Annotated in this window: 19 protein-coding genes and 1 other RNA gene; 18 read left to right on the forward strand and 2 right to left on the reverse strand. The window is 59.5% G+C overall.

Annotated features, from left to right (window positions below):
• Nucleotides 1-337: 337 nt before the first annotated feature.
• Nucleotides 338-703 (forward strand): DUF4870 family protein, encoded by a 366-nt coding sequence (locus tag EDC26_RS04610; RefSeq protein WP_132580121.1) that lies wholly within the window; start codon nucleotides 338-340, stop codon nucleotides 701-703.
• A gap of 185 nt (nucleotides 704-888) precedes the next feature.
• On the opposite strand, the gene EDC26_RS04615 is transcribed toward EDC26_RS04610, so the two are convergent.
• On the reverse strand, nucleotides 889-1,164 hold the full coding sequence (locus tag EDC26_RS04615; protein ID WP_132580122.1) for an SWIB/MDM2 domain-containing protein: 276 nt from the start codon (nucleotides 1,162-1,164) through the stop codon (nucleotides 889-891).
• A gap of 158 nt (nucleotides 1,165-1,322) precedes the next feature.
• On the opposite strand from EDC26_RS04615, the gene EDC26_RS04620 reads away from it, so the two are divergent.
• On the forward strand, nucleotides 1,323-2,522 hold the full coding sequence (locus tag EDC26_RS04620) for a M20 aminoacylase family protein (protein WP_132580123.1): 1,200 nt from the start codon (nucleotides 1,323-1,325) through the stop codon (nucleotides 2,520-2,522).
• Between the two features lie 30 nt (nucleotides 2,523-2,552).
• Nucleotides 2,553-3,620: a dihydroorotase gene (gene pyrC / locus EDC26_RS04625; RefSeq protein WP_132580124.1), complete on the forward strand. Its 1,068-nt coding sequence runs from the start codon at nucleotides 2,553-2,555 to the stop codon at nucleotides 3,618-3,620.
• Nucleotides 3,621-3,635: 15 nt separating this feature from the next.
• On the opposite strand, the gene EDC26_RS04630 is transcribed toward pyrC, so the two are convergent.
• On the reverse strand, nucleotides 3,636-5,435 hold the full coding sequence (locus tag EDC26_RS04630) for an ATP-binding cassette domain-containing protein (RefSeq protein WP_132580125.1): 1,800 nt from the start codon (nucleotides 5,433-5,435) through the stop codon (nucleotides 3,636-3,638).
• Between the two features lie 104 nt (nucleotides 5,436-5,539).
• Between EDC26_RS04630 and rnpB the strand changes: the two genes are divergently transcribed.
• From rnpB to ftsZ, 15 genes are all read left to right on the forward strand, one after another.
• An RNA gene (gene rnpB / locus EDC26_RS04635) (RNase P RNA component class A) lies at nucleotides 5,540-5,950 on the forward strand.
• Nucleotides 5,951-6,360: 410 nt separating this feature from the next.
• The gene (gene mraZ / locus EDC26_RS04640) at nucleotides 6,361-6,789 is read left to right on the forward strand and encodes a division/cell wall cluster transcriptional repressor MraZ (protein ID WP_132580701.1); all 429 of its coding nucleotides are present in this window, start codon (nucleotides 6,361-6,363) and stop codon (nucleotides 6,787-6,789) included.
• Between the two features lie 7 nt (nucleotides 6,790-6,796).
• Nucleotides 6,797-7,867, forward strand: a complete 1,071-nt coding sequence (gene rsmH, locus EDC26_RS04645; protein ID WP_132580126.1) for a 16S rRNA (cytosine(1402)-N(4))-methyltransferase RsmH — start codon at nucleotides 6,797-6,799, stop codon at nucleotides 7,865-7,867.
• The gene (gene ftsL, locus EDC26_RS04650; protein WP_132580127.1) at nucleotides 7,867-8,184 is read left to right on the forward strand and encodes a cell division protein FtsL; all 318 of its coding nucleotides are present in this window, start codon (nucleotides 7,867-7,869) and stop codon (nucleotides 8,182-8,184) included. Before rsmH ends, ftsL begins: the two co-directional genes overlap by 1 nt.
• On the forward strand, nucleotides 8,181-9,914 hold the full coding sequence (locus EDC26_RS04655; protein ID WP_132580128.1) for a peptidoglycan D,D-transpeptidase FtsI family protein: 1,734 nt from the start codon (nucleotides 8,181-8,183) through the stop codon (nucleotides 9,912-9,914). The genes ftsL and EDC26_RS04655 overlap by 4 nt, the downstream gene beginning before the upstream one ends.
• On the forward strand, nucleotides 9,911-12,703 hold the full coding sequence (murF, locus tag EDC26_RS04660; RefSeq protein WP_132580129.1) for a bifunctional UDP-N-acetylmuramoyl-L-alanyl-D-glutamate--2,6-diaminopimelate ligase MurE/UDP-N-acetylmuramoyl-tripeptide--D-alanyl-D-alanine ligase MurF: 2,793 nt from the start codon (nucleotides 9,911-9,913) through the stop codon (nucleotides 12,701-12,703). Before EDC26_RS04655 ends, murF begins: the two co-directional genes overlap by 4 nt.
• Nucleotides 12,693-13,865, forward strand: a complete 1,173-nt coding sequence (gene mraY, locus EDC26_RS04665; RefSeq protein ID WP_132580130.1) for a phospho-N-acetylmuramoyl-pentapeptide-transferase — start codon at nucleotides 12,693-12,695, stop codon at nucleotides 13,863-13,865. The genes murF and mraY overlap by 11 nt, the downstream gene beginning before the upstream one ends.
• Nucleotides 13,862-15,391, forward strand: coding sequence for a UDP-N-acetylmuramoyl-L-alanine--D-glutamate ligase (gene murD, locus EDC26_RS04670; protein ID WP_132580131.1), 1,530 nt, complete (start codon nucleotides 13,862-13,864; stop codon nucleotides 15,389-15,391). The genes mraY and murD overlap by 4 nt, the downstream gene beginning before the upstream one ends.
• Nucleotides 15,388-16,581 (forward strand): putative lipid II flippase FtsW, encoded by a 1,194-nt coding sequence (gene ftsW, locus EDC26_RS04675; RefSeq protein WP_132580132.1) that lies wholly within the window; start codon nucleotides 15,388-15,390, stop codon nucleotides 16,579-16,581. Before murD ends, ftsW begins: the two co-directional genes overlap by 4 nt.
• Complete coding sequence (murG, locus tag EDC26_RS04680; RefSeq protein WP_132580133.1) at nucleotides 16,578-17,651, forward strand: undecaprenyldiphospho-muramoylpentapeptide beta-N-acetylglucosaminyltransferase; 1,074 nt, start codon at nucleotides 16,578-16,580, stop codon at nucleotides 17,649-17,651. The genes ftsW and murG overlap by 4 nt, the downstream gene beginning before the upstream one ends.
• Nucleotides 17,648-19,054 carry a UDP-N-acetylmuramate--L-alanine ligase gene (murC, locus tag EDC26_RS04685; protein ID WP_132580134.1) on the forward strand — a complete coding sequence of 469 codons (1,407 nt, stop codon included), beginning with the start codon at nucleotides 17,648-17,650 and terminating at the stop codon, nucleotides 19,052-19,054. Before murG ends, murC begins: the two co-directional genes overlap by 4 nt.
• A complete protein-coding gene (locus tag EDC26_RS04690; RefSeq protein ID WP_132580135.1) occupies nucleotides 19,051-20,019 on the forward strand; it encodes a D-alanine--D-alanine ligase in 969 nt (322 codons plus the stop codon). Before murC ends, EDC26_RS04690 begins: the two co-directional genes overlap by 4 nt.
• Nucleotides 20,020-20,021: 2 nt before the next feature.
• On the forward strand, nucleotides 20,022-20,813 hold the full coding sequence (locus tag EDC26_RS04695; RefSeq protein ID WP_132580136.1) for a cell division protein FtsQ/DivIB: 792 nt from the start codon (nucleotides 20,022-20,024) through the stop codon (nucleotides 20,811-20,813).
• Nucleotides 20,814-20,821: 8 nt separating this feature from the next.
• Nucleotides 20,822-22,048: a cell division protein FtsA gene (gene ftsA, locus EDC26_RS04700; protein ID WP_132580137.1), complete on the forward strand. Its 1,227-nt coding sequence runs from the start codon at nucleotides 20,822-20,824 to the stop codon at nucleotides 22,046-22,048.
• A gap of 174 nt (nucleotides 22,049-22,222) precedes the next feature.
• Complete coding sequence (ftsZ, locus tag EDC26_RS04705; protein ID WP_132580138.1) at nucleotides 22,223-23,389, forward strand: cell division protein FtsZ; 1,167 nt, start codon at nucleotides 22,223-22,225, stop codon at nucleotides 23,387-23,389.
• Nucleotides 23,390-23,450 lie beyond the last annotated feature (61 nt).

Raw genomic sequence — 23,450 nt, forward strand, 5'->3', positions numbered from 1 at the left:
AACAGGATCGTGAAACGCCTTTGCGCCGATGATAGTGGACGTACGTCTGTGAAAGTAGGTCATCGTCAAGCTCTTATCTCCCAACGCCCCGACAGGTATCCCTGCCGGGGCGTTGCCTTTGCGCCCCCGCTTAAACGCGGCGCCTGCCCTGGCGCCGGCACTCTTCGGCCGAAAAAAATGGCACCCACAAGGGGTGCCGCTACAAAAACGGGCCCGTGAATCCTGTAGCGGCAGCCCTTGTGGCTGCCATCTCCGCACATCAACCGTATGCGTACACAGGTGTCAAAGCGGGTAAAATACCCGTTTGCTGTTCACCCAAACCTTACCGGAGGTTAGTATGACCGAGGCGATGTTCCCAGAGGATAATTCTGGCCCTAATATGCGCACGATTACGCATGTGATTTACGGTTTGTTCCTGCTGGGCCTGATTGGTGCCGCTTTTTTGGGGTTAGCCGTTGTCGCGGCGATTGTGCTGGCCTACTTTAAGCGCAGCGATGCCGTCGGCACGCTATATGCCGGTCACTTCGACTGGGTGATCAAGACCTTTTGGTGGGGTTTGCTGTGGATGGTTCTTAGCGCTATCGCGACCCATATATTCATAGGCTGGATAAGTGGCCTGGTGGCCATCGTATGGCTGCTCTATCGCCTGATTAAAGGCTGGCTGGCTCTGTTTGCCGGGCAGACGCCCGAAGCCGCTATATAGTTGGCGCCTTGGCCGTAAAAAAACGCTGCCTATCTGGGCAGCGTTTTTGTATGGGTGGTGTTCTGATTGCCAATATTTTTTGGCCGTTTACCGGTGTTTTTTGGCAGCCACAAGGGCTGCCACTACATGATTGACTGGTATGCTTTTGTAGCGGCACCCCTTGTGGGTGCCAATTTCGTAGCGCTTTATTTCAGGTGGCCGCTAACCAGCTTGGTCAGCTCGAACATCGAGACCTGGTCTTTGCCGAACAAAGGCCGCAGTTTGGCGTCGGCATTGATATTGCGACGGTTGGCGGGGTCTTGCAGATCGTGTTTTTTGATGTATTCCCAGATTTTTTTGGTGACTTCGGTACGGGGCACTGCTTCCGGTCCGATAATGGCGGCCAGTACAGCGCTAGGGGTGAGGGGCTTCATGAACGCGGCGTTGGGTTTACGGGCGGCGGGTTTCGCGGCTGTTGCCATAGAGTAATACTCCTCAGGATAGGTTAAAAAAGACGTTTTCCTGAGCATAACGTGAGTTGCCGGGAAAAACAAAGCGATTTGTGCAGAAAGTTCCTAAAATGGTAAATAGGGTGTTCCCAGGGCAGGATTGTTAGATCGATTTTCCGGAGAGCTACAAGATGTATGCAAAAAATGTATTTGAATCAATCAAGCTGTTTCATGACGAGTTGACGGCCATACGGCAGGATATCCACGCGCATCCGGAGCTGGGCTTTCAGGAAAATCGCACCTCCGATCTGGTCGCCCATGCTCTGACGGCTCTGGGCTATGCCGTTCACCGGGGCGTAGGCAAGACCGGGGTGGTGGGAGTCATGGAAGGACGAAGCAATACACGCGGGCGATCCATTGGCCTGCGTGCCGATATGGATGCCTTGCCCATATTGGAGCAAGGCAAGCATGGCTACGCCTCGACGCGATCCGGTGTCATGCATGCGTGCGGGCACGACGGCCACACTACAGTGCTGCTTGGCGCGGCACGCTACCTTTCCGAGACGCGCAATTTTGACGGCAGGGTCGTGCTGATATTCCAGCCGGCGGAAGAGGGTATGGGCGGCTCCAAAGCGATGCTCGATGACGGTTTGTTCGAGCGTTTTCCATGCGATGCCATCTATGCCCTGCATAACTGGCCGGGTTTGCCCGCAGGCGTAATAGGGGTTAATCCGGGCCCCATGATGGCGGCCGCCGATCATTTCGAAATCCATATCGAGGGGCGTGGTGGCCATGGCGCGCATGCCTACCAGACCAACGACCCCATCGTGATTGCTGCTCAGCTTATTACGGCGTTGCAAACCATTGTGTCGCGCAATGTCCCGGCGCCCGATTCGGCCGTGGTGACGGTGGCGGCGGTAAACGCCGGCAATCTGCAGGCCATGAATGTGATTCCCAAGGACGCCCATATGGTCGGGACGGTGCGCACCTTCAGCCCCAAGGTGCAGGAGCAGGTGATACAGCGCATGGAAGAAATGGTGGCGGGCATTGCGGCGGCGTTCCAGGCCAAGATCGAGATGAAATACCATCGGTTATTTCCCGCTACGGTGAATACGCCGGAGCATGCGGCGTTTGTGGCCGAGGTGGCTACGGAGCTGTTTGGCGCTGAAAACGTGGTGCCCAACTTGACGCCATCGATGGGTTCCGAAGATTTTTCCATCATGTTGCAGGAGCGGCCGGGCTGTTATTTTCGCCTTGGCCAGGGCGGCGCCCAGGAAGGCTGCGTGCTGCATAGTTCGGCCTTCGATTTCAATGACGCCGTTATCCCTGTGGGCAGCGCCATGTTCTCCCGCCTGGTTGAGCGCAGCATGCCTCTCGCGGACGCCGCATAACTTCACATTCCGGTTTCGATAAGTCCTTTAATGCAAAATGCTCCCAATACCCTGACGATCGTCCGTCCAGACGACTGGCATCTTCATTTGCGCGATGGCGTGGTCCTCGACTCGGTTGTGGGCGACTCTGCCCGCCAGTTTGCCCGCGCCATCGTCATGCCCAATCTCAAGCCGCCCGTGACGACCACCGAGCAGGCCCTGGCGTATCGGGATCGCATCGTCGCCGCGCTGGAGCGGGCCGGGCTGGCTGGCGGGCGCTTTACGCCGCTCATGACCTTATACCTGACCGACAATACGCCGGCGGACGAAATTGCCAAGGCCCGCGCCTCGGGTGTCGTACACGCCGTAAAGCTTTACCCCGCGGGTGCAACGACCAATTCCGATGCCGGCGTAACCGATTTGCTGGGGCGCTGCCGCCCGGCGCTCGAAGCCATGCAGAAATGGGATATGCCTCTGCTGGTGCATGGCGAAGTGACTGACAAAGACATTGATTTATTCGATCGTGAAGCGGTGTTTATTGATCGCGTCATGATTCCCCTGCGCCAGGCGTTCCCGCAACTTAAAGTGGTGTTCGAACACATCACCACACGCCAGGGCGCCCATTACGTGCGCGATGCCCAGGGGCCGATCGCCGCGACGATTACCGCTCACCACCTGTTGTACAACCGCAATGCACTGTTTTTGGGCGGTATGCGTCCACACTGGTATTGCCTGCCCGTTTTGAAACGGGAGACGCATCGGCAGGCGCTGGTCGAGGCGGCCACAAGCGATAGCCCGCGTTTTTTTCTTGGCACCGACAGCGCCCCGCATTCCAAAGGTCTGAAAGAGAACGCCTGCGGCTGCGCCGGCTGTTACACCGCCCTGCATGCCATGGAGTTGTACGCTACCGCGTTTGACGCGGCCGGCCGGCTGGATCGGCTCGAAGCCTTTGCAAGCCTGAACGGGCCCGCGTTTTATGGTCTGCCCGTCAACCAGGGCACTCTGACGTTGCAACGCGGCCGCTACGACATTCCTGCCGAGTTGGCCCTGGGCGACGCTTCGGTCGTTCCGTTAGCGGCAGGGGAGTCGCTGGCCTGGCGTGTCGTAGAAAAAGCCTGATGATCCCGTGGCGCTTTAGCTGCTGCGTTTTTCTTCCAGGGCTTCCCAACGGGTAAAGAGCTCAGTCAACTGGCTATCGAGTGTTTGCAGCTGCCCGTTGATTCGGGCGGCTTCGTCAGGTGCGTCGCGATACAGCGCGCCGTCGGCGAGCCGGGCCGCGAGCGATGCCTGCTGCGCCTCGAGCTGGGCAATGGCCTCGGGCATTTCTTCCAGCTCGCGCAATTCCCAAGCCTTGATTTTATTTTGTTTGGCGGGCCTGGAGCGCTCTGCGGACGCGGCTTCGGTCTTTGCGGATTTTGCGGACGGCTTGCCCTTGCCGGTGGGCCGTTGCGCTAGCCATTCATCATAGCCGCCTACATATTCTTGCCAGTTGCCGTCGCCTTCGGCGGCGATGGTCTGGGTGATGACATTGTCCAGGAAGGCCCGGTCGTGGCTGACGAGCAGCACGGTGCCAGGGTAGTCTTGCAGCAATTCTTCGAGCAGCTCCAGCGTTTCGATGTCGAGATCGTTGGTGGGTTCGTCCATGACCAGCACATTGGTGGGCCTCGCGAACAGCCGGGCCAGGACCAGGCGCGCGCGTTCGCCGCCCGAGAGGCTTTGCACAGGGGAGCGAGCCCGTGCGGCTGGAAACAGGAAGTCTTCCATATAGCTCATCACGTGCTTGCGCTGATTGCCGATTTCTATCCATTCGCTGCCCGGATTGATGGTATCGGCCAAGGTGGCTGTTTCGTCAAGCTGCGCGCGCATTTGATCGAAATAGCCCACTGACAGGTTGGTGCCCAGGCGCACGTGTCCGGAGCTGGGTTGCAGTTGCCCCAGAATGATCTTCAACAGCGTGGTTTTGCCCGCGCCATTGGGACCGATGAGGCCGATGCGGTCCTTGCGCAGAATCGTGGTCGACAGATTGCGGATGACGACGTGATCGCCGTATTGATGGCTGACGTTCTCCAGTTCAGCCACCAGCTTGCCGGAGCGCTGACCTTCGGCGACAGCCAGCGTGACATTGCCCACGCGTTCGCGGCGAGCGGCGCGATCGCGGCGCAACTGCTCAAGGCGGCGCACCCGCCCTTCGTTGCGGGTGCGCCTGGCTTCCACGCCTTGCCGTATCCACGCTTCTTCCTGGGCCAGCACCTTGTCGAATTTGGAATTTTGCTGCTTTTCGGCTTCGAGCCATTCAGCTTTGCGTTGTTGCCAGGCTGAAAAATTGCCGGGGAAACTAAACAGCTGGCCCCGATCGAGTTCGACAATGCGGGTGGCCACTTCATCCAGAAAGCGTCGATCGTGCGTAATGATAATGGCGCTGCAGCGTGCGTTGAGCAGTAAGGCGGCAAGCCAGGCGATGCCGTCGAAGTCCAGGTGATTGGTGGGTTCGTCGAGCAGCAGCAGATCGGGTTCGTCGGCCAAGGCGCGCGCCAGGGCCACACGTTTGCGCATCCCTCCCGAGAGGCCTGCGACAGGTGCATCGGTGGGCAGGCCCAGTTGTTCGATAAGATTTTGAGCTCGCGAAGGGCGCTGCCAGTCTTCGTTTTCGTTGAAGTCGCCGCATAGAATATCGAATACCGTTAGCGAGTCGTCGAGATCCGGCTCTTGTTCGACGGTGGCGATTTTCAGGCCACCTAAGCGCATCACCTCGCCATCGTCGGGCACAATACGGCCGTCGAGTACTTTGAGCAGCGACGATTTGCCTGCGCCGTTGCGGCCGATCAGGCCGATGCGTTCGCCTGGCTGCACGGCAAAGTCGGCGTGATCGAGCAGAGGGTGGTGGCCATAGGCCAGTTGAGCATTGGTCAGGGTGACGAGGGTGGTAACAGCCATATATCCAGTAATAAAAAGTCGCGGGCCAGAGACGCTATTGTCGCAGTTTGGGGAATTCGCGTCTGGCGTGTGAAGATAGCTGGTGTCCTATACAATGCCGGTGCGGGACGGGTTGGGCAATCGCGGTGTTTCGACACCGAGGAAGGTCCGGACTCCACAGAGCAGGATAGCGGCTAACGGCCGCCCGGCGAACCGGCGTGCGCGAGCAAGCCGGTTCGTTGAGGAACAGGGCCACAGAGACGAGTCTGCGGCGCGGGCATGCCTGGCATGCACTGGCACGGCTACTTCCGTGTTGCGCGACCTGGCGACAGGGCGCGGCGCAGCAGGGTGAAACGCGGCAACCTCTATCCGGAGCAACATCAAATAGGCATACACAGGCCCTCGGGCCCGAAGGGCGGCTCGTTCGAGTATGCGGGTAGATGGCTAGAGCACGGCAGCAATGTCGTGCGTAGAGGAATGATTGCCCGCCAGGCTTGCCTGGTGTACAGAATCCGGCCTATAGACCCGTCCCGCCTTTTATTTCTGCTGATGGTGATGTTCCACCCGCGTCATCAGGGCGGGTGGGAAGGTTGGTTTTGGCACCCACAAGGGGTGCCGCTACAAAAACATACCCGTAGCTAATGTAGCGGCAGCCCTTGTGGCTGCCATTGCTCTCGCCCGGCCGCGTCGGAAGGCCAAAATTGGTTCGAGTGTTAGCAATTGCAAAAGTAAAAATTCTTTTTCCTGGCTTTCAGTTGATGAACGACATCTAGATAGTCCTGCAGTTTCTTGATTTATCTACATATTTTAATATTGATGTTTTCATAAATCGACGCTAAGTACTTGTTGTCATTGAAAAAACTTCACAAAGTTGCTTGACCTGCTGCAACTGTTCCCGTAGAGTGGGGAAAAGTAGGATTTAGTGCAAAAAAGTGGAGTTAAAGTGGTGTTTCAGGGCAGCAGTGCACTCACGTTAGACGTCAAGGGTCGGGTCTCTATTCCGACCCGGCATCGTGACGCGCTCGTGTCGCAGGTGGAAGGGCGTTTGACCCTGACGCGCCACCCCGACGGCTGCTTGCTGGTTTACCCACGATCGGTTTGGGAAATAAAGCGTGAACAGATTGCCGCATTTCCCATGGCGGCACGGCCCTTCCAGCGGTTGCTGCTGGGCAATGCGCAAGATGTCGATATGGATGGCGCCGGGCGCATATTGGTCGCGCCCGAACTGCGCGCCGCTGTTGGCCTGACACGCGAAGTCATGTTGCTGGGAATGGGAAGCCATTTTGAATTATGGGATGCCGCCGAGTGGGCCCGTCGCGAAGCGGCAGACTTGGCCGCGGGCATCCCGGATGCGTTAGCTCAGTTTTCGTTCTGAGCGGGTCATGGAGTTTTTGCACCGACCCGTGTTGCTTGAACCAACGGTCAAGGCCTTGATCGACCCGCATTTTGGCGGAAAAAAATGGCCGGGACAGGAAGAAGACGATACACGGACACGCTTGAGCGGCGTTTTTGTAGATGGCACTTTTGGTCGTGGCGGACATAGCCGCCTGTTATTGTCAAAGCTGGCGAGCGACGCAAGATTGGTGGTGTTTGACAAGGATCCGGAGGCTATTGCATACGCTCAAGCATTGCGGGCTGAGGATTCACGCGTACAGGTCGTCCACGACGGTTTTGCAACGATGGCGCAGCAGCTTGAGGCTTTAGGCATTGCGCAGGTTGATGGGGTAATGCTGGATTTGGGGATTTCGTCCCCGCAGGTTGACGACGCAAGTCGCGGGTTTTCCTTCATGCATGAAGGTCCTCTCGACATGCGAATGGATACGAGCCGCGGTCCGACCGCTGCGCAATGGCTGGCAGACGCCAGTGTGGAAGAAATAAAGGAGGTCATAGCAAAATATGGCGAAGAACGGTTTGCTTTCCCGATTGCAAAGGCGCTTGTTGCTCGCCGCGAATCCGGGCCGCTGCGCACAACGCTCGACCTCGCCGAGCTCGTCGCCAGTGTCGTCCGTACGCGCGAAAAGGGTAAACACCCGGCCACTCGTACCTTTCAGGCTTTACGGATTTACCTCAATCAGGAACTCGAAGAACTCGCGTTCACCCTCGCGGCAGTTCTAAGAGTTCTGGCACCAAAGGGGCGGCTTGCGGTGATCAGTTTTCATTCTCTTGAAGATCGCATGGTGAAGCAGTGCATTGCGGCCGCCGCAAATCCGGCCGCCGTTCATGCCCGTTTGCCGATTTTCGAGAAGGATCTGCCCCAGCCCATTCTTTATTCTCTCGGACGGGTCCTGCCTTCGGAGGATGAGGTGGCAGGCAATGCCCGGGCCAGATCGGCTGTTTTGCGTGTCGCCCAGCGCACCCATACTCCTTTGCCGCCCGATCAGGGCGCGTCTTTTGTAAAGGCAGTTCGCCTGGCGCCCAAGCCGGCAGCGCATGTCCGGCGGGGGAAGAAATAATGGTTCGCCTGATCGCCGTTGTCGCCGCCTTGTTGATGCTTTCGGCCATTTCGCTGGTGACTGCACGCTTTCAGTCGCGCCAATTGTTTGTGGTGTCGGATCGATTGTCCACCAAGGCTCGCGATTTGGATACCGACTGGCGCCGTTTGCAGCTCGATCGCGCCGAACTGGCGCGCAACGCCCGTATTGACGGTATCGCTCGCCAGGATCTGAAGATGGTCAATCCGACTTCGGACCGGACGATCTACATCAAAGGTGCCCCGGATGGCACCGTGGCGTCGGCTGCCGGCGCCAAGGCTCCCGGAGCGCGCCCATGAAACGCATCCGGTTCTACGACAGCCCGGTCCTCAATATGCAGATGCCCCTATGGCGCTCGCGCCTGGTGCTGATACTGTTGATGCTGGGTTTTGTGGCGCTGGCGGTCAAGGCTCTTTATTTGCAGGGCATCTCGACCGAGTTTCTGCAGCAGCAGGGTGAACGCCGTTATGAGCGCACGTTGGTTCTTCCGGCTACACGGGGCAAGATATTCGACCGCAGCGGCGTCGTTGTGCTGGCATCGAGCGTGCCGGCCAAGGCGATATGGGCGATTCCCGACGACGCCAAAGACGCCACGCCGGCCCAGATTGACGCATTGAGTAAATTGCTTGATATGTCGGTCAAGGACATACAAAGCCGGCTGGCTAACGAAGACAAGAATTTTGTGTATATCAAACGCCAGGTTTCCCTGGACGTGGCCGAAAAAGTGGCACATTTGAAAGTACCCGGGTTTCATCAGGAGGGCGAGATGCGGCGCTCCTATCCCGAGGGCGATATTGCCGCGCACCTGGTCGGTTTTACAAATATCGAAGACAAGGGGATCGATGGGGTCGAGCTGGCCTTCAACTCCGAGCTGTCGGGCCGCCCGGGAAGCCGCCGGGTCATCAAGGACCGTCTCGGGCGCGTGGTAGAAGACGTGCAGGCGGTGGTGCCCCCGGTCAACGGCCAGGACTTGAGCCTGTCGATCGACGCCGGTTTGCAGTTCGATCTGTACACGGCGCTCAATAAGGCGATGGACGATCACAAGGCCAAGGCGGCCACCGGGATTATCGTCGACGTGCGTACCGGAGAAATCCTGGCGCTGGCCAATCTGCCTTCCTACGATCCGAACAATCGCGATGACCGCAAGGGTTCCGCTTTGCGCAATCGGGTCATTACCGATACGTTCGAGCCTGGGTCCATCATGAAGCCGTTTACGGCCGCCCTGGCCCTGGATACCGGGCGGATCACGACCTCCACGATGTTCAATACCGGCAATGGCCATTACCGGTATCAGGGTGCGACAATCTCCGATGTCAGCGCCAACGGCGTTCTGAATGTGGCCGGTATTTTGCGCCGTTCCAGCAATATCGGGATGACGATGATTTCCGAGTTGATGACCTCGCAGGAAATGTGGAATAACTTCACCGAGCTGGGTTTTGGCCGCGCGCCGCGGGCCAATTTCCCGGGGGTGGCTTCCGGACGTTTACGCCCATGGGAGCGCTGGCGCCCCATTGAGCGCGCCACCATGGCTTATGGCTATGGCCTGTCGGTTTCCCTGCTGCAAATCGCCCACGCTTATACGGTATTTGCCCGCAATGGCGACATGGTTTCGCTGACTTTGTTAAAGCGCGAGGGCAAGGCAACCAGCGTGCAGATTTTTTCGCCTCGTGTCGCGGGCCTGATCAGGGCGATGCTCGAAGCAGCCGCCGGCCCCGAGGGCGCCAAACAAAAAGTCCCGGGATATCGCGTGGCCGGCAAGAGCGGAACAGCGCGCCAGATTGTCAACGGCCATTACAGCAAGACGCAATATCGGGGGTCCTTTGTCGGGTTTGGGCCCGTGTCCAACCCCCGTGTCGTCGTGGCCGTCTCGATCGATGAACCGCATACGGGCGGGTATTACGGCAGCGTCGTCGCCGGCCCCGTGTTTGCCAGCGTGATGGGCAGCACTTTGCGCCGCCTTGGGGTTCAGCCCGATGCGCCCGTGACCTCGCTGGTCGCCGAAGGCCCTCGTGAGAAGCAGCGACGATGAACAGCACGCCTAACATCATCGCCTGGCTGCAGGACCGTGTTGCACGCGGTGCGCATCTTTGCCTGGATTCGCGCCAGGTCGCGGCGGGAGACGTGTTTTTCGCCTGCCCGGGCTTGGCGAGCGATGGCCGCTTATATATGCAGGATGCCATTGGGCGCGGCGCTGCTGCGATCGTCGTGCAGTCGGGCGACGATGCGTCGGCTGTGACGGTTCCGCTACTCGAGGTGGAAAACCTGCATGCCTTATTGGGTGGCATTGCGCACGCCTGGTATGGCGAACCGTCGCGCGCGCTGTCGGTGATCGCCGTAACGGGGACCAACGGCAAGACCACGGTAGTCCAGTGGATTGCGGCGGCGCTCAATGCTCAAGGGGTTCCTTGCGGCACCGTTGGCACACTGGGTGTGAGGCTGCCCGATGGATCGAATCTGGGCGGTGCGCTCACCACGCCCGATGTTTTGACCGTGCATCGCAGCCTGGCGGCGATTCGCGATGCGGGTGGCACGGCGGCGGCGCTGGAGGCCTCTTCAATCGGGATCGAGCAAGGACGTTTGGAACAGGTTTGCATCGAAATTGCCGGGTTCACCAACCTGACGCGCGACCACCTCGATTATCACAAGACTTTGGCCAATTACAAGGCCGCGAAATTTGCATTGTTCAAGTGGCCGGGCTTGCGGGCCGCCGTCATTAATCTTGACGACCCAGCCGGGGTCGAGTTGAACGGATTGCATCCGGAACTCAAATGCCTGGGATATTCTTTGAGGCACGATAGCACCGCGGGCTTGCGGGCCCTGGATATTCAAACCGGCACGTATGGCCTGATCTTCAATTTGCTGACGCCTGAAGGCGCGGCCCAGATCGTGACCCGGTTGGTGGGCGAACATAATATTTCCAACTTGTTGCTGGTGGCCGGCGTATTGCGTGAATTGGGCTGGAACCTGGTGCGAATCGCGCGTGCACTGGCCGGACTGCACTCGGTGGAAGGCCGTTTGCAAATCATCGAGCCGTACCCCGTGGGCGATACATCGATTGCCACGCCTTTGGTGGTAGTGGACTATGCGCATACTCCCGATGCCCTGGCGCGTGCACTGCAAGCCTTGCGCGAGGTGGCCAATGTTCGTGGCGGCCGCCTTATATGCGTATTTGGCTGCGGCGGCAGCCGCGACACGGGCAAACGTCCGATCATGGGCGGGATTGCCGGCGCGCAGGCCGATACAGTCATCCTCACCAGCGATAATCCGCGTGCGGAAGATCCGCAGGCCATCGTTGATCAAATTATTGCCGGCATGGCAGCTCGGCCAAGGGTGGAACTGGATCGCGCCCATGCGATTCTTGCCGCGATATGGGGGGCAAACGCCAATGATGTGGTTTTACTGGCAGGCAAAGGTCATGAAACCTATCAGGAAGCCGGCGTAGAGCGCAAACCCTTCGATGACCGCGAGTGGGCCCGCTTTGCGCTGTGCTGGCAGCGTGGCCTGACCCTGTCGACCGATACGCGCAGCATCGGTGCGGGTCAGTTGTTCGTCGCGCTCAAGGGCGAATTTTTTGATGGCCATCGGCATTTGGCCCAAGCGCTGTCGGCCGGTGCGTGCGCGGCCATGGTTTCGCATCGCGATCCCGCTGTCTCTTTGCCCCAGTTTGAACTGGGCGATACGCGTGCGGCCCTGATCAAGATCGGTACAGCGTGGCGCCGGCTCTTTCAGTTGCCGGCGATTGCGGTCACCGGCAGCAACGGCAAAACGACCACCAAGGAAATGATCGCATCCATCTTGCGGGCATGGGTAGGCGCCGAGGCCGCGTTGGCCACCGCCGGCAATCTGAACAACGATATTGGCGTGCCTCTTACCTTGCTGCGTTTGCGTGCCGGCCATCGCGCGGCGGTGTTCGAGCTTGGAATGAATCATCCGCACGAGATTGCCGGCTTGGCCGAAATGGCCCAGGCTACCGTTGGATTGGTCAACAATGCGCAACGCGAACACCAGGAGTTCATGCATTCGGTTCATGCCGTGGCCGTCGAAAATGGCGCAGTGCTGAGCGCTTTGCCGGCCGATGGCGTTGCGGTGTTTCCAGGCGATGATTCCTACACCGACGTGTGGGTGGATCTGTCGGGCTCGCGCAAAATCCTGCGGTTCGGTTTTGATTCGCATTTTGATGTGTATGCCGATCAGATTCATGTGCAGCCTCGCGGCACGCAATGTCAGCTGCATACGCCCGCCGGGGTTGCGGCGGTCACGCTCGCTGCACCCGGGGTGCATAACTTGCGCAACGCCCTGGCCGCCGCCGCGTGTGCGAGTGCAGCCGGAGCCCCGCTTGAGGCTATCGTGCAGGGCCTAGCGGCGTTCAACCCGGTTTCGGGCCGCATGCGGTCTTATCCTCTGGCCGGCGGGTATCAACTGATCGACGACTCGTACAACGCCAATCCGGATTCCGTGCGTGCCGCCATCGATGTGCTGGCTGCGCTTTCGGGCAGGAGAATACTGGTGCTGGGCGATATGGCCGAGGTAGGCGCCAACGGCCCGGCCATGCACACCGAGGTGGGCGCCTATGCGCATGAACGAGGTATTGATGAATTGCTGGCTTTTGGCCCAGCTGCGCAAAGCTCGGCCCAGGCGTTTGGCAGCCACGCCAGCGCCTTTGACACGATTGATGCCCTGGTCGCCCATCTGATGACGCTTCTCCCGGCAAATGTTTTGGTCAAAGGGTCGCGCAGCACCCGTATGGAAAGAGTCGTGCAGGCGCTACAGGCGCGGCTCACACAACAACAAGAAGAGGGGGCGCGCCATGCTACTTGAAATAGCCCGCTGGCTATCCGATGCTCATATCCGCGCTTTCAGCGTATTTGAATATATTACGTTTCGCGCGGTCCTGGCTTGCGGCACGGCTTTGTTCATTGGACTGCTGGCCGGCCCATGGGTCATACGCAAGTTGACCGAAATGAAAATTGGCCAGGCGGTGCGCAGTTATGGGCCTGAGTCCCATTTGAAAAAAACCGGCACGCCGACGATGGGCGGGGTTCTGATACTGATTTCGATCGGCGTAAGCACCTTGCTGTGGGCCGACTGGACCAACCGTTTCGTGTGGGTGGTGTTGCTGGTGACGTTCGGCTTTGGCGGGATCGGCTGGGCGGATGATTACAAGAAGGTGGTGAACCACGACCCGGAAGGTATGTCGGCACGCAAAAAATTTTTCTGGCAAGCCCTGATCGGCATTGTGGCGGCGGTTTACCTGGCATTCGCCGTTGCCGCTCCGGCCAATACTGAATTGTGGCCTTTGTTTCGCGACTGGGTGACCAGCGGCTTTACCATGGCGTTGCCCACTCGCGCCGACTTGATTGTGCCGTTTTTCAAAAGCGTTAGTTATCCCTTGGGTGTGTTCGGCTTTGTGGCGCTCACCTGGTGTGTGATCGTGGGCGCGAGCAACGCGGTAAACCTGACCGACGGCCTGGATGGCCTGGCTATTATGCCCACGGTCATGGTGGGTAGCGCGCTGGGGATTTTTGCCTACGTCGTCGGGCGGGTCGACTACTCTCGGTATTTACTGTTCCCCTACATTCCCGGTGCCTCCGAGCTTATGGTTCTGTGCGCGGCTATCGCTGGAGCAGGCCTTGCGTTCCTGTGGTTCAACGCCTATCCCGCCCAGGTGTTCATGGGCGATGTAGGGGCGCTGGCGTTGGGCGGCGCGTTGGGCACGATCGCCGTTATCGTGCGCCAGGAAATTGTCCTTTTCATTATGGGGGGCGTGTTTGTGGCCGAAACGCTCTCGGTCATGCTCCAGGTGGCGTACTTCAAGTACACCAAAAAACGCTACGGGCAGGGGCGGCGCATCTTGCGCATGGCGCCCCTGCATCATCATTTCGAGGTAGGCGGCTGGAAGGAAACACAGGTGGTGGTTCGTTTCTGGATTATCAGCATGATGTTGGTGCTTATCGGTCTGGCAACGCTGAAATTACGATGAATACAATGTCTTTTCCTTCCATTCGCGCCGGTTCCCTAATCCTGATTCTGGGCTTGGGAGAAACCGGTGCGGCTGCGGCCCTTTGGTGTGCCGAGCATGGCGCTCGTTTGCGGATTCTCGATACCCGCAAACAGCCCGGCGCCTGGGATGCCCTGCATGCGGGGCTGGGTGAAAGGGACGCCGACTGCCGTTTTGGCCCGGACAGCCTGAACGAAGACGCCTTGAGCGATGTGCAAAGCATTGTCATCAGTCCTGGACTGTCGCCCCTGGATGAACCGGTGCGATCCTTTTTGTCCATGGCGTCGGCTCGTCGGATCGAGGTGATCGGCGAGATCGAACTATTTGCCCGGGCACTCTCGGATATGGCCTCTCAGGGCTATCAGCCCAAAGTACTGGCCATTACCGGCACCAACGGCAAAACAACGGTCACTGCACTGACACGCCGTTTGTGCGAGGCGGGCGGTTTGAGCGCGTGCGCCGCAGGCAATATCAGTCCGGCGGCATTGACGGCTTTGCGCGACGCGTGCGCCGGCGGCAAGTTGCCTGATGTCTGGGTGCTCGAGTTGTCGAGCTTTCAGCTTGAATCCACTCAAACTCTCGCGCCCGACGCGGCAGCGGTGCTCAATGTGACCCAGGATCATCTGGACTGGCATGGTTCCATGAAGGCCTATGCGGCAGCCAAAGGCCGTCTTCTGGCGATGGCGAAAGTGGCCGTTGTCAATCGCGATGACCCGGTTGTGGCGGCGATGGTGCCCGACATCAAGGGGCTGTCGGTACGCACGTTCGGGCGCAGCGCGCCCACTTTGTGCGGCGACCTGGGTTTCGAGAGCGGCAACGATGTGCGTTGGCTGGCAGCGGCCGATACGATGGATTTTGATGAGCCGCTCGCCCGCCCAAAACGCAGGAAGGTCGAGGCCGAGCCCTCGCGGGAGGCGGGCCGCGTGACTCGTCTTATGCCGACAGACGCCTTGCAGATAAAGGGTACTCACAATGCCCTGAATGCGCTTGCGGCGCTGGCGCTGGTGCGTGCGCTGGGCCTGGGATGGGCGGCGGTGTTGCCGGCGTTGCGCGATTATCGCGGTGAGCCGCATCGGGTCGAGTTTTTGCGCAGCATAGCCGGTGTTGATTTCGTTGAAGACAGCAAGGGCACCAATGTGGGTGCAACGGTGGCAGCGCTTGAAGGTCTGGGCCAGAAAGTGGTGCTGATTGCCGGAGGCCTGGGAAAAGGACAGGATTTTTCGCCTTTGGCCGCTGTGGTGCGGGAACATGCCAGAGCTGTCCTGCTGATTGGCCAGGATGGTCCGGTTATCGGGCAAGCCCTGGCCGAATGTGGCGTCGCGCTCGAACATGTCGATACGCTGGAGGCGGCGGTGACGCGCGGCCTTGAGCTGGCACAGGCCGGAGATGCCGTGTTGCTGTCGCCCGCCTGCGCAAGCATGGATATGTTCAGGAATTACGGCCATCGCGCTCAGGTGTTTGTCCAGGCAGTGCAGGCATTGGCGTTGGCTCACGGAGAACTGACATGAGCGTGTTTTCGGGCCTCACCTCAGGCGTTAATGCCGTGCGTCCCGGGCGTACGACGATGCCCAATTTCGATGTGGCCATTGTGATCACGGTCGTCGCCTTATTGTTGTTCGGCCTGCTGATGGTGTATTCGGCCTCGATCGCGCTGGCCGACGGCCATCGTTATCAGAGCTATGGGCGGTTTTATTTCGCAAGCCGCCATGGCTTGTTCATTTGCGCCGGGCTGTTGTGCTCGGCCTTTGTCATGGGTATTCCCATGCAGGTGTGGCAAAAATTCGCCGTGCCCCTGTTTTTGCTCAGTTTGGTGTTGCTGCTGATTGTGCTGGTGCCCGGCGTGGGCCGCGAAGTCAATGGCGCGCGTCGCTGGCTGCCCCTGGGGCCTCTGAATTTCCAGCCATCGGAGTTGATGAAGATAACCATACTGTTGTATGCGGCCGATTACACCGTGCGCAAGCAAGAGCACATGCAAAGTTTTTTCCGCGGATTTTTGCCTATGTCGTTCGCTCTGGCCGCAGTGGGCATTGTGCTGCTGCTCGAGCCCGATCTGGGCGCCTTCATGGTGATCGTGGCGATCGCGGTGGGTATTTTGTTTATGGGCGGCATCAATGGCAAGCTGTTTTCGAGCCTGCTGGCGATTTTGTTCGGCAGCTTTCTGGCCCTGATCTGGATCTCGCCCTGGCGCCGGGGGCGCCTGTTTGCCTATCTCGATCCCTGGAATCCCGACAATGCCTACGGCAGTGCTTATCAGTTGTCGCATTCGCTTATTGCCTTGGGGCGCGGCGAGTGGTTCGGCGTAGGCCTGGGCGCCAGTGTCGAGAAGCTCCATTATTTACCCGAGGCGCATACCGATTTCATTGTGGCCGTCATTGGCGAAGAACTGGGTTTTGTCGGCCTGATGTGCCTGATTGGGTTGTTCGTGTTCCTGGTGTGGCGCGGTTTCGATATCGGCCGCCAGTCCATCGCGATGGAACGAATTTTCAATGGCCTGGTGGCCCAGGGGGTGGCTTTGTGGTTTGGCGTGCAAACCTTCATCAACGTCGGTGTGTGTGTGGGCCTGTTGCCTACCAAGGGCCTGACGTTGCCCCTGGTCAGCTATGGCGGATCCGGCATCGTCATGAATTTGTGTGCAGTGGCGTTGTTGCTGCGTGTGGATTATGAAAACCGCAACATGATGCGAGGCAAGCGGACATGAAACCTCGTACTTTACTTATTATGGCCGGCGGCACAGGTGGCCACATCATGCCGGGGCTTGCCGTAGCCCAGGAGATGAAGACCCGTGGCTGGCAAGTATTGTGGCTGGGCCATCCACAGCATATGGAAGGCCGGCTGGTTCCGGCGCAGGGTATCGAGCTGGAGCCTTTGTATTTCGGCGGAGTGCGGGGCAAGGGCGTTGCCGCCTTGCTTAAATTGCCGCTGACTTTGGCCAGCGCGTGCTGGCAGGCTTTGGGTAGCCTGAAAAAAATACGTCCCGATGTCGTTCTGGGCATGGGCGGGTACGTGGCGTTTCCGGGTGGCCTGATGGCGGCCTTGCGCCGCATTCCCCTGGTCATCCACGAGCAGAATGCGGTCGCCGGAACGGCCAATCGCTGGTTGGCGAAAATCGCCAACCAGGTGCTGGTGGGGTTCCCGGGGGCTTTGCCCGACGCCATTATGGTGGGTAACCCGGTCAGGCAGCGCCTGGCCGAGGTGGCCGCCGCGGAGCAGCGGTACGGTTCGCGTCAGGGCCCGTTGCGGCTGTTGGTGGTGGGCGGCAGCCTGGGCTCTCAGACCTTGAACAAGGTGATCCCCTTCGCGCTGGCGCAGCTGGCTCCCGATGAACGCCCGGTGGTGGTGCATCAGACGGGAGAGCGGCATCTGAACCAGGTGCGCGCGGCCTATGAACAAGTCGGTGTGCCGGCCCAATGCCATGCCTTTATCGACGACATGGCCGGATCCCTGGCCAACGCCGATCTGCTGATATGCCGCGCCGGGGCGATGACGGTCGCTGAAGTGGCGGCCGTGGGTGTCGCCGCCTTGTTTATCCCGTTGCTTAATGCGATCGATGATCATCAAACGGCCAATGCGCGCTATCTGAGCGATTGCAAGGGAGCATGGTTGAAAAATCAGAAAGAATTTTCCGCCGATTGGCTGGCGCAGTGGATGCGTGAACGTACTCGTACGGAGCTGGCCTTGGTGGCGCAGCATGCCCATGAGCATGCCCGCTTGAACGCGACACAGCAGATAGCCGATGCGTGCGAACAGGCGTTGGAGATGCCCGCATGAAACATAGAATTCAACATATCCATTTTGTCGGCATCGGCGGCTCGGGCATGAGCGGGATCGCCGAGGTTTTGCTGAATTTGGGGTACACCGTCAGCGGTTCCGATATGCAGGAGTCGGCAGTCACGCGCCGGCTGGCGAGCCTGGGCGCGCGAGTGAGCATTGGCCACGCGGCCGAGCACATACAGGGGGCGGGCGCGCTGGTGACTTCGACAGCGGTGACGGCCGGCAACCCCGAGGTGCTGGCCGCGCGCGCGGCGCATATTCCGGTGGTTCCGCGCGCGCTGATGTTGGCCGAGCTGATGCGTTTGAAGCGTGGCATTGCGGTGGCGGGCACGCATGGCAAGACCACCACCACCAGCCTGGTGGCAAGCGTGCTGGCGGCGGGCGACCTGGATCCGACATTTGTAATCGGCGGGCGTCTGAACTCGGCGGGCGCCAATGCCCGCCTGGGCCAGGGCGAATACATCGTGGTCGAAGCGGACGAGTCCGATGCGTCGTTCCTGAATTTGCTGCCGGTCATGGCGATCGTAACGAACATAGACGCCGATCACATGGATACGTATGGTCACGATGTGGCCCGCCTCAAAAGCGCCTTTATCGAATTTACACACAAGCTGCCTTTCTACGGCAGTGCGGTCCTGTGCAGCGACGACGCCAATGTGCGCGAGATCATCCCCTTTGTTTCGCGCCCGGTCACGACTTACGGCACCAATGCCGATGCCCTGGTGCGCGCCACCCATGTGCGCGCCGAGGGCACGAAGATGTACTTTGACGTGGAGCGCCGCATGGCGGCGGGAATTTTGCCCGGTCTGTCGATCGTTTTGAATTTGCCCGGCCGGCATAACGTTCTGAATGCTCTGGCGGCGATTGCGGTGGCGACCGAATTGAGCGTTCCTGATGCGGCGATTGCCCAGGCGCTTGCCGCCTTCAATGGGGTGGGCCGTCGCTTTACGCAGGTGGGCGATTTTGCCGTCTCCGATGGGCATGGCGGCGGCTCCTTCACGTTGGTTGATGACTATGGGCATCACCCGGCCGAGATGGCGGCCACGCTGGCGGCTGCGCGCGGCGCCTGGCCTGCCCGCCGGATCGTTCTGGCGTTTCAACCCCATCGCTATACCCGCACGCGGGATTGCTTTGAAGATTTCGTGCAGGTTTTAAGTTCGGCCGATGCCGTGTTGCTCACGGATGTCTATCCGGCCGGCGAGGCGCCTCTGGTGGCCGCCGATGGGCGTGCCTTGAGCCGCGCCTTGCGCGTGGCCGGCAAGGTAGAACCTTTATTTATCGAGGATGTCGCCGATCTGGCGCAAGCCATATTGAATTTTGTGCAACGTGACGATGTGGTGATTGTCATGGGGGCTGGGTCTATCGCCAAGGTGCCCGCGCAAATAGGAGAGCTGGCATGAGTGAAGATTTTGGCCGCGTCGGGGTCTTGTACGGTGGTTGTTCGGCCGAGCGCGAGGTGTCCCTCATGTCGGGCCAGGGCGTCCATGCGGCCTTGAAAAGCGTCGGCGTTGACGCCTATTTGTTCGATACGGGCAAGCAGGACCTGGCCGAGCTCATGAACGCCCGCTTTGATCGCGTTTTCATCGCGCTGCATGGGCGCTATGGCGAAGACGGCACCTTGCAAGGGGCGCTGGAGCTGATGCGACTGCCCTATACCGGCAGTGGTCCTTTGGCGTCCAGCCTGGCCATGGACAAAATCATGACCAAGAAGGTCTGGATTGCACAGGGGCTGCCGACTCCGAAATTCGCAATTTTGACGGGTGAGTCCGACCTGGCGGGCGCCATGGAGAATCTGGGCTTGCCGCTCATTATCAAACCGCCGCATGAAGGTTCGACGCTGGGAGTGGCCAAGGTGGGCCGGCGTGAAGAGATGCTGGCCGCCTATCGCCAGGCCGCCAGGTACGATGCCGATGTTTTAGCCGAGCAGTTCATTCGCGGCCGTGAACTGACGGTCGCGATTCTTGGAAAAGGCAGGAATGCGCGGGCCTTGCCCGTGATCGAAATTGTGGCGCCTGCGGGCAACTACGACTACGAACACAAGTATGTGTCCAACGATACGCAATACATTTGCCCCGCCAGGCTTGATGCCGCTTTAAGCGGGGAAATCATGGCGCTGTCCGAGCAGGCCTTTGCGGCGCTGGGATGCGAGGGCTGGGGGCGTGCCGATTTCATGCTGGATGCGGACAATCGGCCATGGCTGCTTGAGATGAATACATCGCCCGGCATGACGAGCCACTCGCTGGTGCCGATGGGCGCCAAGGCGGCGGGGATGAGCTACGCCCAGTTGTGCGTGGCGATTCTTGCCAGTGCTTCGTGCAAGGTTCAAGCGCCTCCCGACGGCCCTACAAAGCAGGAGGCGACGTAATCGTGTTCAACGACGCCCGCCTTACGAACTTCATTGCCAATTCGCTGGCTCTGCTGGCGGTATTGGCATTGATCGTGGCGCTCGTCGCCTGGGTCACGCAGCGTCCGTACTTTGCGATTGCGCAAATCCAGATTGAACCGATACAGGCGGGCACACTGAATTACGTCTCGGCGACGAGTGTGAGGGCAACCATAGCCGGCCGGTTGAGTGGCAATTTCTTTACCGTGAGCCTGAACGACACGCGCAAATTGATTGAAACTGTGCCGTGGGTGCGGCGCGCCCAGATTCGACGGGTCTGGCCCAATACCCTGCGCGTGCAGATAGAAGAGCAGCAACCTTTGGCATTATGGAACGAGAATCAGATGATCAATACCTGGGGCGAAGCGTTTACCGCCAACCAGGGTGAACTGCCCGACGATTCCGACTTGCCGCATTTTTATGGCCCCGACCAGTCCGAGCGCCTGGTGGTGCAGCGTTATGCGGAACTGGCGCGCTGGTTTGCGCCGCTGAATCTGCGTGTTGTCAAGGTGACGCTGAGTCCTCGATATGCCTGGGATGTAGAACTGTCCGATGGCGTGCAACTGAGTTTGGGGCGCGACCCGGCCGCCGATGTGGCCGATCCTCACGGCCGCTCGGGTGCGTTGCCCTTTGCCGCTCGCATCGAGCGTTTTGTAAAAACCTGGCCGGTACTGACCGAGCGGCTGGGAGGGCGCGCGTTGCGCAGTGCCGATTTACGCTACCCCAACGGATTTGCGATTACGTTGGCTCCTGTTTCCCATACTCCTACTAAATAGAAAAAACTATGACCCGTGACATCAAGGATCTGATCGTTGCACTCGATATCGGCACCAGCAAGGTAGTGGCGGTGGTGGCCGAGATATTGCCCGAAGGTCGCTTCGAAGTGCTCGGCCTGGGACAGCATGAATCCCAGGGGATGCGCAAGGGCGTCGTGGTCAATATCGAGTCGACCGTAAATTCGATTCAGCGTGCGCTCGAAGAGGCCGAGCTGATGGCCGATTGCAAAATCCGCGAGGTGTATACCGGCATCGCCGGCAGCCACATCACCAGTTTCAACTCCAGCGGCATGGTTGCGGTCAAAGACAAGGAAGTCACCTCGGCCGACGTGGCCCGGGTGATTGAAACGGCCAAGGCGGTAAACATTCCCACCGATCAGCAGGTTTTGCATGTGCTCACGCAAGAGTTCATTGTGGATTCGCAGGAAGATATCCGCGAGCCGATCGGCATGAGCGGCTTGCGTCTTGAGGTTCGCGTGCATATTGTCACGGGGGCTGTCAGCGCGGCGCAGAATATCGTCAAGTGCGTGCGCCGTTGCGGCCTTGAGGTTCAGGACCTGATTTTGCAGCCGCTGGCTTCAAGCCTGGCATGCCTGACCGCGGATGAAAAGGAACTGGGAGTGGTGCTGGTCGATGTCGGCGGGGGCACCACGGATATTGCCATCTATACCGGGGGCGCGATACGTCATACGGCCGTCGTGCCTATCGCGGGCGATCAGATTACCAGCGACATAGCGGCCATGCTGCGCACCCCCACGCCCGATGCGGAAGAAATCAAGCTGCGCTTCGGGATTGCCAAGCAGGTCCTGGTCAACGCCGACGAGCATGTCGAGGTGCCGGGGTTGGGCGATCGCCCCAACCGGCAGGTCAAACGCCAGGCGCTGGGTGCCGTCATCGAGCCCCGGATCGAAGAACTCTTCACATTCGTGCAGCAAATCGTGCGTGAGTCGGGCTATGAAGACTTGCTGGCCTCGGGCGTCGTCCTGACGGGCGGCACCGCGTTGATGCCCGGGATCGTCGAGCTGGCCGAGGACGTATTTTTGAAACCGGTGCGCATCGGGGTGCCCAACTATCAGGGCAGCCTGGCCGATGTGATGCACAACCCACGTTTCTCAACCGCCATGGGCTTGCTGTCCGAGGCGAGGGTGCAACGTGCGCGAGGTCGCAAAGTGGCGCAGCAAAAGGGCAATTTCAAAAGCCTTTTGTCGCGCATGAAGGAATGGTTTATGAATTAAGGCCTTGATCGGCCTTAAGAGTCGGGGAGTTTTTTCCCTGTCTTCGGGAGGCGTTTCAAATTTGCTGCGAGCCCTGTCGCTGGCATCTCTTTTGAAGCGATTTCCGGCAAGCGGTAGCAGTACCGGGGAAGTGTTTACGCTTTTATCGTTTTCTGAAATGTGAGGGAGTCAATCATGATGAATTTTGAAATGCTCGATAGCAATGCCAACGGCACCGTTATCAAAGTGGTTGGGGTGGGCGGAGCGGGCGGTAATGCCGTTGCCCACATGATCCGTTCGGGCGTGAGCGGTGTCGATTTTATTTGCGCCAATACCGATGCGCAGGCCTTGGTTGCCAGTCAGGCGCCCGTGCAGATCCGCCTGGGGCGCACCGGCCTTGGCGCGGGCGCCAAGCCTGATCAGGGGCGGGCGGCCGCCGAGACGGCGCGTGAAGAAATTCGCGCGGCCCTGACCGGCGCCAATATGGTGTTTATTACCGCCGGCATGGGCGGCGGCACGGGCACCGGCGCCGGTCCTGTCGTAGCGGAAGTGGCCAAGGAGCTGGGTATTTTGACGGTGGGCGTGGTGACCAAGCCGTTTTGCTTCGAAGGCAGCAAACGCATGAAAATGGCCGAGGACGGCATTGCCGAACTGACCAAACACGTGCATTCGCTGATCGTGGTGCTCAATGAGAACCTGTATGAGTTGATGGATGAGGACGCTACCCAGGAAGATTGCTTCAAATCGGCCGATGACGTATTGCACAATGCGTGCGCCGGCATTGCGGAAATCATCAATGTCGAAGGCAATGTGAACGTCGACTTTGAAGACGTCAAGACCATTATGGGCGAGCAAGGCCAGGCGATGATGGGGACATCCATTGCCGCAGGGACCGATCGCGCCCGTGTGGCCGCCGAACGCGCCATTGCATGCCCTCTGCTCGAAGGCGTCGATTTGCACGGAGCTCGTGGCATGCTTGTCAATATTACCGCCAGCCGTACCCTGAAAATGCGCGAAACGCGCGAAATCATGGATACGATCCGCAGTTACGCGGCCGAAGATGCGACCGTTATTTTCGGGACGGCCTACGACGAGTCGATGGGTGAGAACCTGCGGGTGACGGTCGTGGCTACCGGTCTGGGCCGCGCCATGCAGCGTCCGCAACTGGTGCCCAATGCGAACGAGTCGCGTCGTACGGGCACGGACGATGCCCCTCTGTTTGGGGCGTATGGCGATCAGGACGTGCCAGCCGTTATCCGTCGTAACCCACGTGGTTCGGCGGCTACGCAAGTACGGGCGCTGGAAACCGCGGGCATGGATCACTTCGATATTCCCGCTTTTTTGCGCAAGCAAGCCGACTGAGCGGGGGAGCCGGAAATGGCGCTCACGGGTGGCACCCACAAGGGGTGCCGCTACAAAAACG

Origin of the sequence: Paralcaligenes ureilyticus, from assembly GCF_004346225.1 — a bacterium.
GTDB classification, from domain to species: domain Bacteria; phylum Pseudomonadota; class Gammaproteobacteria; order Burkholderiales; family Burkholderiaceae_B; genus Paralcaligenes; species Paralcaligenes ureilyticus.

Excerpts from the sequence above, each read along its gene's own strand:
- EDC26_RS04610 (WP_132580121.1), top strand. The coding sequence starts at position 338 with ATGACCGAGGCGATGTTCCCAGAGGATAATTCTGGCCCTAATATGCGC.
- EDC26_RS04615 (WP_132580122.1), bottom strand. The coding sequence starts at position 1,164 with ATGGCAACAGCCGCGAAACCCGCCGCCCGTAAACCCAACGCCGCGTTC.
- EDC26_RS04620 (WP_132580123.1), top strand. The coding sequence starts at position 1,323 with ATGTATGCAAAAAATGTATTTGAATCAATCAAGCTGTTTCATGACGAG.
- pyrC (WP_132580124.1), top strand. The coding sequence starts at position 2,553 with ATGCAAAATGCTCCCAATACCCTGACGATCGTCCGTCCAGACGACTGG.
- EDC26_RS04630 (WP_132580125.1), bottom strand. The coding sequence starts at position 5,435 with ATGGCTGTTACCACCCTCGTCACCCTGACCAATGCTCAACTGGCCTAT.
- rsmH (WP_132580126.1), top strand. The coding sequence starts at position 6,797 with ATGGAGTTTTTGCACCGACCCGTGTTGCTTGAACCAACGGTCAAGGCC.
- ftsL (WP_132580127.1), top strand. The coding sequence starts at position 7,867 with ATGGTTCGCCTGATCGCCGTTGTCGCCGCCTTGTTGATGCTTTCGGCC.
- EDC26_RS04655 (WP_132580128.1), top strand. The coding sequence starts at position 8,181 with ATGAAACGCATCCGGTTCTACGACAGCCCGGTCCTCAATATGCAGATG.
- murF (WP_132580129.1), top strand. The coding sequence starts at position 9,911 with ATGAACAGCACGCCTAACATCATCGCCTGGCTGCAGGACCGTGTTGCA.
- mraY (WP_132580130.1), top strand. The coding sequence starts at position 12,693 with ATGCTACTTGAAATAGCCCGCTGGCTATCCGATGCTCATATCCGCGCT.
- murD (WP_132580131.1), top strand. The coding sequence starts at position 13,862 with ATGAATACAATGTCTTTTCCTTCCATTCGCGCCGGTTCCCTAATCCTG.
- ftsW (WP_132580132.1), top strand. The coding sequence starts at position 15,388 with ATGAGCGTGTTTTCGGGCCTCACCTCAGGCGTTAATGCCGTGCGTCCC.
- murG (WP_132580133.1), top strand. The coding sequence starts at position 16,578 with ATGAAACCTCGTACTTTACTTATTATGGCCGGCGGCACAGGTGGCCAC.
- murC (WP_132580134.1), top strand. The coding sequence starts at position 17,648 with ATGAAACATAGAATTCAACATATCCATTTTGTCGGCATCGGCGGCTCG.
- EDC26_RS04690 (WP_132580135.1), top strand. The coding sequence starts at position 19,051 with ATGAGTGAAGATTTTGGCCGCGTCGGGGTCTTGTACGGTGGTTGTTCG.
- ftsA (WP_132580137.1), top strand. The coding sequence starts at position 20,822 with ATGACCCGTGACATCAAGGATCTGATCGTTGCACTCGATATCGGCACC.
- ftsZ (WP_132580138.1), top strand. The coding sequence starts at position 22,223 with ATGATGAATTTTGAAATGCTCGATAGCAATGCCAACGGCACCGTTATC.